Here is a 12,342-nt window from a genome sequence, read left to right as displayed (position 1 = left end):
GGTTTGCCCGTTACTTCACGATCAGGCGGTTCACCTGCCACGCCGAGCGACTGTAGAACTTCTGGCTTCGCAGCTCCGGGTCCGTATCGTAGGGATAGACGATGAACAGCGGCCCCTTGTCGCGGATCGGCATATATTCGCCATCGCGTTTGATTGCGAGGATGGCGTTGTATTTCGCGAAGTCCTCGACGGGAATCTCGGTGCTGTAGTCGTTCAGCGCCATGGCGACCACACGCTGACCAGTGGCGCCGACGTTCTTCATCAACTTGTCGAGCGGAACGCCTTCGAACTTGACGGGATGCTTGTACCAGGGTGTGCTGGTTTCGAAGCTCACCATTCCCATCGCTTCTAGGTCGGAACGGCGGAAGGTGAGGCCGGCTTCGGCGTCGGAGGCATTGATCCTGCCGCTGATGGTCAGGATCGGGTGTTCCTGCGTTACGCCGGTCTCAGGCAAGCAGGTGAAGGCGAACGCCAGGCAGGCCGTAACAACGAACGTTATGACTGCGACGCGGCGCGTCTGCATAGACATGCGGAATCTCCCGGAGCGGCTGATTGAATGAAGCGATGAACTAACACTGCGCCTCTGTTCGAAGTGCTAACGCTGCCGCTCGAGGGCCCGGCTGTTGCACTTGACGGTAACCATTTTGCTAACGCGAAATCGGCAAAGCCGCATAACTGCGGCTTCGGACTAACCAGCAGGGGCTGCTGCGCAGAGCCTAAAATTCCAAGCGAGTGACAGGGGGGCTTTGTACGAAGCGATCCGATCTGTCGGGACAATGCGCTAGGGTGGAGGAGCGAGATCATTCGTTCGTTTCGTACGGTACTTGCCGGCGCAAGGCCCCCAGTTTGCCATTAGTGTCTGCGTGAGAGCGCCTCGAATTCGTCATCCGCGCTCACCTGGTCGGACAAACGTTCAACATGAATCATGCCGATGGGAATCCGCGATGAAGTATTGGTATGACAGACGAACATCGAGAGCTGGAGCGGTGCAAGCAAGAAATTGCGTATCTCAAACAGCTAGTTGTGCAGCTTTCTGAAGCTGTCCTACGCAACATCGTAGAAGGCGCCGATGGCCGGAAAAATCGGAACGTACGTGAGCCTCTCGGCGGCCTGCCGAATCGCAAGTCGGCGGAAAACTCTCCGTCATCTTCAAAGCGGTAATATGTGAGACCGCAGTCCTTCGAACAGAACGATCGGGAGCTGCTGACCGCGCGCGCCCATGTCCTGCTTTAGGATGCCATAGAGAGCGTCGTCCATCGTGGGGAAAGGTACGCACAACTGGATAAATTAGAAGCGTTGACATATGCGTAACTCTGAGCATTAGAGCCCGTCCGAATCGGAGCGAGCGCGCATTGTGCCACGATCTCGTCGCGGCAGGTGACCTCATAGCAGCCGAAGGCCAGGCCTCGAATCGACGGACAATCAGGTCCTCGCTTGAAGTCGGACCAACTAATGTGGGTGCGAGTTTTCGAGGACGTCCATTTTGAGTGCTCCCGAATTTCCGACGACAATCAACGGCGCTGATTCCGGGCGCGAGAAACTCGGTTAGCCTTTGGTCAAAAATGGCGATCACCAAGACCAAGTGCTCGTGAGAGTGGATTGTCATGCATATTCAGCAAGCCGAGCCCGTCCAGACCCAGATCCGACGCAAATGACTCCAAACTCGCGCCGAACGAGCTTTGACCAGAGCTAAGAATTGCAACAGAGCACAAGTTTCTAAGGAATCTGAAGCCGAGACGACACACTCAGGTGAGAAACGAGATTCTTCGTTCGTTACGTACTGTGTTTGTCGGAGCAAAGGTGTGCCCAATTTGCCATTGCGTTCTGCGATGGCACACCCACTTGGCAGGATGTGAGCTGGCAAAGCCAGCCAACCTGCCCGGCGTGAACCTGGAGGAAAAACTCATCATCTCAGCAACGCAGAGGCCCGGCGGGCTAAACGAGTCAAGCGATTGGAGAGGTTGTGAATGGTCAGCGGCCGGGTTGATAGCTGCAGGCGGGGGCACATGCCGATCTTGAAAGCCAAAGCAGTTGAGGGTGTGAACCTATCGGTCCGACGATAGTGCATCGAGAGCCTCAGCTGGTGTTCGCAGTATTATTTGGAAAACCCATGCAGACACTTCGTACTAACGCGGACCCGCGGGTAGTTTCGCGGGAGTGTGAGATGAGCAATTTCAACCAGGAACGCGTGCTGAGCGTCCATCACTGGACCGACAATCTCGTCAGCTTCACCACCACGCGGGATCCGTCGTTCCGCTTCCGCAGCGGCGAATTTACCATGATCGGGCTCACGTTCGACGAGAGGCCGCTGCTGCGGGCCTACAGCCTCGCCAGCGCCCATTACGAGGACCGGCTGGAATTCTTCGCGATCAAAGTGCCGGATGGTCCCTTGACCTCGCGTCTGCAGCAACTGAAGGAGGGTGACGAGATCATCGTCAGTCGCAAGGCTACGGGGACGCTGGTCATCGATAATCTCGAGTACGGGCGCAATCTCTATCTGATCGGCACCGGCACCGGGCTTGCGCCGTTCCTGAGCGTTATCAAGGATCCTGCAACCTATCTGCGATTCAAGAATGTCGCGCTGCTGCATGGCTGCCGCCGTATCGAGGATCTCGCCTATGGCGAGATGATCACGGGAAAACTGCCGAGCGACGAGCTGGTCGGCGACTTTGCGCGCTACCAGTTGATCTATCATCCAACCGTGACGCGCGATCGCTTCTGCAACTGCGGCCGGATCACCGACCTGATCGCGTCAGGCAAGCTGTTTTCAGACATCGAGCTGCCGGAACTCGACCCGCAGCATGACCGCGTCATGATATGTGGCAGCCCCGCCCTGGTGCGCGATGCCCGCGAGCTATTGGTGGCGAAGGGGTTTATCGAAGGCAATCACGGCCAGCCGGCGCAATTCGTCTTAGAAAAGGAGTTCGCCGAACGAAATAATTTGAGCTCTGCTAGGCCAAGGGGTCTATATGAATCACGACGGCAAGTAGGAATCGCCATGAAGCATCTGAAATGACAGACGAACAGCGCGAGCTGGAGCGCTGCAAGCAAGGGATTCTTCGTCTCACACAGCTGGTTGCGTTTCTCAAACGGCAGGTTGTGCAGCTTTCTGAAATTATCTTCGACCGTCGTAAAGAGCGCCAGGAGTGGAAAATCGGAACGCTTGTGAGTCTCTGAGCGATGCCGAAGTGCGCGCTGTTTCCCAGCAGCATGGCTTCCAGGCTTTAGGAAGCGGGCGACCAGCCCCTCGAGTTCCGTGGGGACGCTCTTATTTTTAGTCGGAAGCGCGGTGCTGTATATGAGGGCTAATGTTCAATCGTGACGGTGAATTCTGGTCTCAACTTGCGGCATATCTCTACGCTGTGGTTGTCGCGTTGTCTGTGTTGTGCGGCATTGCTCAGCTTCTAACAGGGCCAATCTTGAACGATTTCTCAAAGTCAGATGAGCGAGCATCGGGCATCATTTTTGGATGGACCGCACGCAGCCCAAGCGAATGACTGGCGGGAGCGGTCGAACGGAATCCGCTAGCAGTCCAACCGGGAAAATGGCATTGCAATGAAGTCATCTCCTCTTCTACGTTTTTGGCGGGACAAGGCTGGGGCGAGCTCAATTGAGTACGCCCTGATCGCGGCTGGGATTTCTACTACGCTTGTCCTTGCGCTGAATGTTCTTGCCTCCAACCGCAATGTTGATTGCAGTTCCTCACCTTCATCAAACGTTTCGACGCGCCAGTTCGACAAGTTGAATCTCGAACCCAGCAATGATAGGCAAGGCAAATGACCGTCAGCAAATACCAGATCAGGCGCGAGCTGCGGCAGCTGATCGAGACGCATGTCAGCTCCTCGAGCACGTTCGAAGACTACGTGCTAATCACATGGGAGAAGAGGCGAAGAACCGGCTGGAGCTGGACGCGAGAACTTCCCGGATGAGGAGGTCGACGCCTCTCAATTGTAGCGCCGGCCCGAGCGCTTCGCGCTGATGGTCAATCCTCTGGCGGAGGCTCAATTGGAATACCAAAGCCCGCCTTTAAGCGTGTCCGATCGATTTTTTTGACTTTGAATCGGGGGGCGGCGCAGAAAGGGCCGCCCTGCCTTGAGCTACTGTTGCAAAGTGGTGTTGGCATCATCGCGGTGATGAGTTCCTGTAAGCCGCTGCTGTTTGCGCCCACGTCCATAGCGGCCTCTTGCTGACGGATCACACGCCACAAAACGCTCGCCGCGTTCGCCGGCCCTTACCCGCAATGTCTCGTTCGCGCCCTGCCGCCAAGCGGCGGCATTCCTCGCGAGGCAACAAGATCGCTCAGCCTGCTATCCTCCGCTGACGCTGCGGGCCAGAGGCTGCGGGTCGGTCGTTGCGGCGCTCAGAGATCGCCATCGAGGCCGCGCCGGTCGCGGTCTTGGAAACAGCAACAGGAGATCACCACCGCTCAGATTGGCACCTTCACCCGCGCCGAAGATGGCTCGTACGCCAGCATCATTAAGACGCTCTCGCTCAAATCAAAACAGCTCCGAACCTGCGCGTCATGGCCGGCAACGTCGAGAGGGCACCGCGTGGCAGCGGACCTTCGAGGAAACACCGTCTATCACTCGGTCAGGCTTGGTGAGGGCCTGTAGCCTGCCACGATCCAACCGAAGACGGCGCGCAGCGCAACCATTGCCAGACCCAAGAAGTTTACGACTAGCAAGGCTAGATCTGCGTAAGCAGGCCGAATACTCGGCCGCTTGCCCCAGCCTGAATTCTGTTTCCATCCACTCGCACCTTGTCGCGCCGTTGCGGGCCTGAGAAGTTCGCTGGACGATGTCCAGAACTCTCGGTAGAGCAGCCCACCTTGCCGAGATCAATAAGGCCAGCTTGGTTGATGGCCGGTTTCAGCGTCTCTTCCGATAAAGGCGCGCCGCACTCCAGCGTCGTCATCATCTTCCAGCTACTATTTTGGGCTTCTGCAAATGCAGCCCATTGCTCATAGCAAGCGTAGAGAACCGCTAGAACCGCGACGGCAACCGATAGTCGGCCGCTATCCCGCTGGTTGGGTACCGGAAATCCCCCGGCGGCGGACAATCCTTTTTAATGGTTAGGAGTTGCTGGCTGTGGCGGAGGGATCGAACTTCCGAATAGCGCAACTGCCTCAGACTCCACTTCCGCAGTTACAAACGCCTTCTGGCGGGCGCGGAAATCGAAGGTCGATCGGTTAGATCGATGCAAGCTTTCGGGCTTGAACGCCCAAAAGCTTGCAGCGTTTCCCGGTCTTTCGCCTGGCTCTAGCCACGGGATCGGTGCTCTCGTCATTTTGATCTCGGCTTCCGAAGCTTAGAGCGAGGTGTTTCAGTCAAACTTGTAAGAGGCCTGGAAGAACGTGCCCCATCGTTCCATGCTGTACTTCGCAAGAGCAGGGACCTGACTTAGGATTTTCGGGCCTTCGCAGCCGCTGCAGTTGTAGACGACATCACTGTCCTTTTTGGTCCACATTGCCCAATACCGGCCACCGACGCCAACGGTAAAATTTTTAGTGATGAAGTAGGATAGGATTGCTTCCACCTGAACGCCGCCGCCACTATCCCCGCGCTGTTCGTAGAAAGTTGTGTTGTGGCGAAGGAGATGGTTGTCGCGACCATTGAACTCGGTCCAGGGCAGGTAAGCAACGTCAGCGCTTACCCGCCAGCGCTCAAGCAACATGGTCTCGGCGCTAAGGCCGATTCGCGGCGCATTCCAGTCGGTGTCTTGGCTACCCATTATTCTTTTATCACCCGGCGCCAGACATGAATAGTAGGGCGAGGCGGTCTGAACGCAGCCTATCGAGTCGGACTTTTGGCTGTAGTAGCTCCAGCCGATAAACCCGCCTACCTTGTAGGTGCCGCCGCGCAGGAAGTCGTAGCCGGCATCGGCCGTATAGTACATGAATCTTCCGTTGGCCTGACCTGATAACGTGTTGCTATAGGCCACGCCGTCCTCGATGGGGAAGCTCGAATCTTCGTCGTTCATCTTTCCTTTGTTGAAGCGTCCGACGCCAATATTGCTCTTCAGGAATATTCCCCAGGGGCTGTCTAGACGTCCGAACAACTCGCCGGAAACTCCGTCCAGCCACTGATAGCTGAGCCTTGAATTAGGAATGCCGGTCTCTCCAGGTATCGCAGGCGCAACGTTGTAGTCCCATTGGAATCTTCCCCGGCTGAGCCAGAGCCGTGAGCCACCTTCGAATGACCAATCGCCCGTATATGCAACAGGCGCCTCTTTGGCCGTCGCTCTTTCCGGGTACAGCGGCGCATCGGACCCTTCCGGCGCTCTCGGATCGACGCCAAAATGGTAATTCAGGCCGATCTTCCCGACGTGATAATTGCTGGATAAGGTGCTTGTGTTGGCTGGGATGATTGCAAGTGGCGGAAGCTGCATGGTCGGAGGGGTCGCCACACGCGGCCCGCCAAAACCCATATAGTCGTATTCAAATTTGACGGTCCAAGCAGGCGTGAGCGCTTGCTCAACGCCGGCGCCGATGGTCGCACCGAAACGACCGTAATCGAACTGCGTTGTTTCCCGCGGAAAGCCGACAAAGTTCCCGTGCCGAAATTCGTTGTTATTGGCGATATCACCGCGATTGTTTTGCCAGGCCACGCCTGCCTTGACGTAGGCCAGCGTGTGGCCCTGCGGGCCAAAAGCGTAACCCACGCGAGCGGTCCCTGTGACAAAGACGTTTGGACCTGCCGTGCAGGTGTCGGTCACAACAATGCCTGAGAAGGCAAGACAGGTGTTTGTGCCATCGGAGACAGCATGGCTCGCGTCTAGTTCGACGCCGAAAACCCACCCATTCGTTTGCCAATTGTAGCCGAGCTGGCCTCCGGCCAGGAACACAGGGGTACTGACGACGTCGCCATAGATTGAGGGGCCGTAGGGATCACTGAATGATGTCCGGCCGTAGCCCCCGCCGACGTGCCCGCCGATATATCCTCCGGTCCAGCTCCAGAGTGCCGGTGGGACCCTTACTAGCGGCCTAAGATCGGCCGAATTAACGGCACCGCTTGCAACGAGTGCAGCTGTTGCGACAGCCCAAAAAAGAAGTTTCGATTGCATGCCACCTCACGAACACATAGAGCGCGCGCCATCTTGCAAGAAGGCCAAATGGCCGACGCTGCTGGCGCCCCTTCCACGCTGTTTGTGGTGTGCAGGATCTAGGCCAGCGGACGCGATGCGCATTCCGTGCGGTTTTTCGATCGCGATGTTGTCTTCGCAACAAGACCGGTGGATTTTGAAACAAGCCGCTCGTCTGAGGTCGGACACGAGAGGCATGCTGCACGCGTGGCATTTCTGGCGTATTGAATAGGTGAACGCTCCTGTGAAGAGTTCGTCTCTTGCTCCCGCCTCCTCCCAAATGTGCAATAGACAACTGTGTGAGTTGTTTGCTGTAGCACCTGTGACTTCGGGGAGAGTGGTTCAATGCGCCGAAATCTGGTGCTTGCTGATAGGCTGATGCGCCCCAAATGATGATCCGCTTCTTGTACGGCCGGCCCGCAATGTCGCGCACGACGGAAGGCAAGAAGCTTGGAAGCCCGCGGCCTTCATTCAGTTAAAAAAGCAGCGGATGTGCTGTGTTTAATCGATGTGTGTAGCGAGTGGGCCCGGACAACTGTAAGGCGCCCCGCGGGCAAGCGCTGCCCTTCGTTCACTCGAACTGAGCGCGGAGAATTGACGCGGCAAAAAACAGATGCGTTCATCGGCATCCGCTAAGCAAAAGCACGAAGTCTCCACCTCGCTTGAACAACATTATGAAGTGAAGGCGAATCCCCTTCGCCAACATACAGACTGCCTAAAGCGCGCGCCCGGCGGGGCCGAAAAATAGATCATCGTCAGATGGATCTGCCGATCGGCAGGCTAATTCGGGTTGAGCACCTAATTCTTGAACGCGATTTTCCCCAGCAGATCGATCAGCTTTATTCGGATGACATAGCGTTCGGCTGAAGCACCAATCAATAGCGACGACATTCTGAATAACCTGTGTCATGGCCCCAGCATAGTATTCTGACGGTAAAATAGGCATACGCGCAGAAACATTTAGAATCAAGACTCTGCGGGTGCGGTTCGGCCCGCTAGCGGAGCTGCGCAGCCTCATTCGGCGGGTTATTCAACAGACACACGCGCTCATTCTCGAGGAGATAGCGTGAGGCTCGCCCGTTGCTTCAGCCAGATGGTGCTCTCGGGCGACCTTATGGGGTTGCTCCCTAAAAAGACCTGAAGGGCCTGGCCGAAGCGCGTCAGAAGAGATGTGTCGAAATCCGATCCGCCGGTAATCGACACCTCCATTCTTATGCCTGCTCATCCACAACGGCACTCGATGCGCGGCAACTTGCTGGCGCTCCAAGAAAAGGGGTGTCGATGCCTTATATCGATTCAGGTGGAATAAGGCTGTATTTCGAGGAATATGGGCGGGGCTATCCAATCATTTTCGTTCATGAATTCGAATCCGACCTGCACAGCTGGGAAGCGCAGATCCGGTATTTTTCGCGTGGCTATAGGTGCATCGCCTACAACGCGCGTGGATATCCACCGAGCGACGTTCCTGATGATCCCGCCATATACGGCTGGCAGGTCGCCGTAGAGGACATCGGCATCGTCATGAGCGACCTCTCGATCGAGCGCGCCCACATGGTTGGATCCAGCATGGGCGCCTATGCTGCTCTGCTGTTTGGGTTGCGGTACCGCGAAAGGAGCAGCGCGATCGTCGCAGCCGGAGCAGGGGCGGGATCTCCAGCCTCGGATCGTGAAAGGTGGTTGAAGAACACGTCTGTTCTCGCGCGCGCATTGGCGGCGCGAGGTATGGATGCCATGGCAGAGAAAATGGCACGCCACTTCACGCGAATTCAACTGAAACACAAGGATCCGAAAGGCTGGCAGGAGTTTGTAAACCGGCTCAAGCAGCATTCGGCGCAGGGTATGGCCAATACCTTGCTCCAGTGCCAAGCCGTGCGACCCTCCTTGCACAACTTCCGCGATGAATTTTCACGGATGACGGTGCCGGTGCTGCTCACCGTGGGTGACGAAGACAAGCCGTGTTTAGAAACCGGCCTGATGCTCAAATCCACAATTCCCGCCGCCGGCATTTGGGTGTGCCCCAATACGGGCCATGCCATCAATCTCGAAGAACCTGCAGCCTTCAACGCGCAGATTGAAGCGTTCTTCAGCGCCGTCGAGCGAGGAAGCTGGGGCCATATCGACCGGCGGAAACAGCCCGTCTCGGGATATGAGAATTCAACGGCCGCTCGATTGAATTTCGACGGAGCGCTTCCATGAAGTCATGGATTGCTATCTACCTTTCCGAGCCCGTCGCCGCGCGGCTCGCAGTCGCAGCGCAACGTCCCGGCGCCACCAAATCGGAGATCATTGAGGCTGCCCTCGCTGATTTCTTCGGGCCAGATCATGACGTCGATGACCCCTCGGTTGATCGCCGGCTGAACGCCATCAACCAGAACCTCGAACAGCTTCATCAAGAGTTGCGGATTGTGAGTGAGACTGTTGCGCTTCAGGCTCGATTTCTTCTCGCCGTCACGCCTCCGCTTGCAGCCGCCGACCAACCTGCCGCCTGTACCCTGGGACTCGCGCGCTTCGACGAATTTGCTGCACAGGTGACAAGGCGGGTTCATCTAGGAACGTCGCTCATCAAGGAAACAATTGAGCGGGTGAATTCGACTGATCCGGCGCATCTTGCAACACAACCGGTGAGGCAAGAAGGGCCGGCCCGCTCCACACACCAGGAACCAAACAGCGTTGCGGCGCCTGTCGCCGGCAACAAACCACAATCTCCGGCTGTTGCTCGAGGCGCAGCCTTCGATCGCGAACCCGATACAAGAGCAGAACAAACAATGGCTGGCGCGATATGGCGGCCGTCTCTGGCGCCATGGCGTGCTACGGGGCCGCAGCGGTCACGAGCCTTCTCCACAGATTGGCTTTTAATTTTGCGCGTCTTCTTACCTTTCGTCGCTGCTTACTACCTTTCTTTTCTCTTTCGCACCATAAACGCGACCATAGCTGCACCATTGACCTATGAGTTTGGACTGGGTGCCGACGACCTCGGTCTCCTGACGTCCATCTACTTCCTGACCTTCGCGGCCGCCCAGATTCCTATTGGGGTGTTAGTGGACCGATACGGTCCACGAAAAATCCAGAGTGTCGTGCTGATGGCCGCAGCCGCCGGGGCAGCGCTATTTGCCGTCTCCGACAACTTTTGGCTTCTTCTTCTCGGCCGAGCGTTAATCGGCTTTGGCGCTTCTGCAGCATTGACGGCCGGATTGAAAGCCGTCGTTCTCTGGTTTCCCGCCGAGCAGGTGCCACTGCTCAATGGCTTGATGATCATGCTAGGGTCCTTTGGCGCCGTGACGGCAACATTGCCGGCCGAATACCTGCTCGTGTCGATCGGCTGGCGGGGATTGTTTGAGCTCTTAGCCATTGCATCGGTTGGATGCGCCCTCGCAATTTTCCTTCTTGTGCCAAAGGGCACGTGCTCATTCGCCGCGAAGGGGACTACCATTGGACTACGAATGATTTATTCAGATCCTCGCTTCTGGCGTTTGGCGCCGCTCTCCGCAACCTGCATTGGTACGGCCTGGGCGTTACAGGGGCTGTGGGCTGCCCAGTGGTTCGCCGATGTCGAGGGCCTGGATCGATCGGAATTGCTTCGCAATCTCTTTGTCATGGCAATCGCATCGAGTGCGGGCGCCCTGGTTCTAGGCGTTGCGGCTCAAAAGCTTCGTCGACACGGGATAGGTCCTCGACCGCTCCTGGGCTTGGTCGCACTTCTGTTCTTCGTAGCCCAATTGGCAGTGATTCTGCGAGTACCTTTGCCATCATCTGTTCCGTGGATCATTGTCGCTGCCTGCGGGGCGGCGACCGTCCTTAGCTACGCGATTTTGGGCGATTTTTTCCCAAAAGAGCTTGCTGGACGTGCCACCGCGGCGCTCAACGTCTTTCACATCGGTTGCGCCTTTCTGGTCCAGTATCTGGTGGGTTTCTTGATTCAGTACTGGACACCTCAGCAGGGCCACTACCCGGAAATTGGTTACCAGACAGCCTTTGCAGTCAACCTTGCAGTTCAGCTCGGAGCATGGTTCTGGTTTATTATCCCCGTGCCTCTACGAGGCAGTCGTGCCGGGAGCAAGCGGCCGCTCTAGAAGCTCTGCAAGATGTGGAAAGCGGCGCCACCAAGATCCGCGGTCTGTGTGGGGCGGTCTTCAACCTGACGTTCCCGGTTGCTTGCGGAGTTGCTATTGCGAGGGGGCGACAGGCAGGGCCACTGAACCTCGGCCGTCTTCAAGTGGAGCTAGTCTTTTTGCGTCAGCCATGTGATAAACTGCTCAACACTTTTGGCTTTGCGCGCTGAGGGGTTGAATAGGCCGTAGAACCCAGAGCCAATGATGCGTGATTGAGGAAAAAGAATTCCAAGGCGCCGTTCTGCAATGTCGAGCGAAACGAGAGCCTCCGGCACAAGAGCAATACCATAGCCATTGATTGCCGCCTCTATGCAGAGGAAGAAGTAGTCAAAGACTTGGCCACGTGGCGTCTGACTGACATCTATACGAGCCTTGCGGAACCAGTCCGGCCAAGCCGAGATACGGCTCTTCATGTGCAGCAGCGGGCACCGCGTCAAATCCTTCGCATGGCGGACTTTCAATTCCGACAGCAGCGCTGGCGAGACGACCGCCACGGCTTCGTCATGGAGAAGATGACGGCAAGCTTATCCGGCCTTTTTCATAGGATAGCACCGGATGACAAGATCGCTCTGGTCGACGCTCTATTCGAACTCATCGGTGTTAGAGGTTTCAAGCCGGATTTCGATACGTGGATTCAGTCGCTGAAAGGCTGCGATACGGGGGATCAGCCATCGCATCGCAAACGATGGCGTCGCGTTGATGCGGATGCGGTGTGCGGAGCCGGAGCTGGCAAAGTCCTCCGAAGCAACGGCCAACAGATCGAGGCTCTTGCGTACTTCATGAGGTAAGAACGTGCTGCAGGCGTCAATTCAATGCGGTTGCCAGTCTTCCGCACCAATTTGCAAGAGAAATATCCTTCCAGCAGCCGCAACTGTTGGCTCACAGCGCTGTGGCTGACATTCAGTTCAGCGGCAGCTTGCGTGAGGCTTTCATGTCGTGACAACGCCTCAAAGGCACGAAGAGCGGTGAAAGGTGGAATTTTGCGCATGCTTAGGTGTTAGATTCTCTAACATTGATCCCAATAAATGATACTTTCCAGATCACGAAAACGCGGTTAACCCGCGCGATTGAAAGTTTTTCGACGAAAATGACAACAAGATTGATTGTAAGAGGTTCTCCAGCTGTTGTAAGGCTGCGTTGCAGCTTCTCAGTT

Annotated in this window: 8 protein-coding genes and 2 pseudogenes; 4 read left to right on the top strand and 6 right to left on the bottom strand. The window is 56.6% G+C overall.

The features are described 5' to 3' along the window. Positions 1–10 precede the first annotated feature (10 nt). Positions 11–529 (bottom strand): putative pterin-binding protein, encoded by a 519-nt coding sequence (locus tag HCN50_RS28255; protein WP_376700333.1) that lies wholly within the window; start codon positions 527–529, stop codon positions 11–13. A 1,635-nt stretch (positions 530–2,164) separates the two neighbouring features. On the opposite strand from HCN50_RS28255, the pseudogene HCN50_RS28250 reads away from it, so the two are divergent. Both HCN50_RS28250 and HCN50_RS28245 read left to right on the top strand, forming a co-directional pair. Continuing rightward, positions 2,165–2,935 (top strand): annotated as a pseudogene (locus tag HCN50_RS28250) (ferredoxin--NADP reductase); the annotation flags it as partial. A 77-nt stretch (positions 2,936–3,012) separates the two neighbouring features. Then, positions 3,013–3,177, top strand: coding sequence for a hypothetical protein (locus HCN50_RS28245; protein WP_171580327.1), 165 nt, complete (start codon positions 3,013–3,015; stop codon positions 3,175–3,177). A gap of 347 nt (positions 3,178–3,524) precedes the next feature. On the opposite strand, the gene HCN50_RS35005 is transcribed toward HCN50_RS28245, so the two are convergent. The 3 genes from HCN50_RS35005 to HCN50_RS28230 all read right to left on the bottom strand — a co-directional run bounded on the left by HCN50_RS35005 (position 3,525) and on the right by HCN50_RS28230 (position 7,062). After that, positions 3,525–3,833: a hypothetical protein gene (locus HCN50_RS35005; RefSeq protein ID WP_446471644.1), complete on the bottom strand. Its 309-nt coding sequence runs from the start codon at positions 3,831–3,833 to the stop codon at positions 3,525–3,527. Positions 3,834–4,686: 853 nt separating this feature from the next. After that, positions 4,687–4,917 (bottom strand): hypothetical protein, encoded by a 231-nt coding sequence (locus tag HCN50_RS28235; protein WP_171713169.1) that lies wholly within the window; start codon positions 4,915–4,917, stop codon positions 4,687–4,689. 405 nt (positions 4,918–5,322) lie between these two features. Next, positions 5,323–7,062, bottom strand: coding sequence for an outer membrane beta-barrel protein (locus HCN50_RS28230; protein ID WP_171713168.1), 1,740 nt, complete (start codon positions 7,060–7,062; stop codon positions 5,323–5,325). 1,299 nt (positions 7,063–8,361) lie between these two features. Between HCN50_RS28230 and HCN50_RS28225 the strand changes: the two genes are divergently transcribed. Beyond that, positions 8,362–9,276 (top strand): alpha/beta fold hydrolase, encoded by a 915-nt coding sequence (locus HCN50_RS28225; protein WP_171713167.1) that lies wholly within the window; start codon positions 8,362–8,364, stop codon positions 9,274–9,276. After that, positions 9,273–11,150, top strand: a complete 1,878-nt coding sequence (locus tag HCN50_RS28220; protein ID WP_235977261.1) for an MFS transporter — start codon at positions 9,273–9,275, stop codon at positions 11,148–11,150. The genes HCN50_RS28225 and HCN50_RS28220 overlap by 4 nt, the downstream gene beginning before the upstream one ends. Positions 11,151–11,299: 149 nt before the next feature. Here HCN50_RS28220 and HCN50_RS28215 read toward each other — a convergent pair. Both HCN50_RS28215 and HCN50_RS34850 read right to left on the bottom strand, forming a co-directional pair. Then, positions 11,300–11,866: pseudogene (locus tag HCN50_RS28215) on the bottom strand (LysR substrate-binding domain-containing protein). Continuing rightward, entirely contained in the window at positions 11,854–12,177 is a 324-nt protein-coding gene (locus HCN50_RS34850; protein ID WP_171713165.1) for a LysR family transcriptional regulator, read from the bottom strand. Before HCN50_RS34850 ends, HCN50_RS28215 begins: the two are co-directional and overlap by 13 nt. Positions 12,178–12,342 lie beyond the last annotated feature (165 nt).

The organism is Bradyrhizobium archetypum (genome assembly GCF_013114835.1).
Classification (GTDB): Bacteria; Pseudomonadota; Alphaproteobacteria; order Rhizobiales; family Xanthobacteraceae; genus Bradyrhizobium; species Bradyrhizobium archetypum.
This window is presented reverse-complemented; position numbering and strand designations above follow the sequence as displayed.

Bases quoted from the DNA above. Each gene is read 5' to 3' on its own strand.
- HCN50_RS28220 (WP_235977261.1), top strand. From the start codon at position 9,273: ATGAAGTCATGGATTGCTATCTACCTTTCCGAGCCCGTCGCCGCGCGG.
- HCN50_RS28230 (WP_171713168.1), bottom strand. From the start codon at position 7,062: ATGCAATCGAAACTTCTTTTTTGGGCTGTCGCAACAGCTGCACTCGTT.
- HCN50_RS28245 (WP_171580327.1), top strand. From the start codon at position 3,013: ATGACAGACGAACAGCGCGAGCTGGAGCGCTGCAAGCAAGGGATTCTT.
- HCN50_RS35005 (WP_446471644.1), bottom strand. From the start codon at position 3,833: ATGCGTCTCGATCAGCTGCCGCAGCTCGCGCCTGATCTGGTATTTGCT.
- HCN50_RS28235 (WP_171713169.1), bottom strand. From the start codon at position 4,917: ATGATGACGACGCTGGAGTGCGGCGCGCCTTTATCGGAAGAGACGCTG.
- HCN50_RS34850 (WP_171713165.1), bottom strand. From the start codon at position 12,177: ATGCGCAAAATTCCACCTTTCACCGCTCTTCGTGCCTTTGAGGCGTTG.
- HCN50_RS28255 (WP_376700333.1), bottom strand. From the start codon at position 529: ATGTCTATGCAGACGCGCCGCGTCGCAGTCATAACGTTCGTTGTTACG.
- HCN50_RS28225 (WP_171713167.1), top strand. From the start codon at position 8,362: ATGCCTTATATCGATTCAGGTGGAATAAGGCTGTATTTCGAGGAATAT.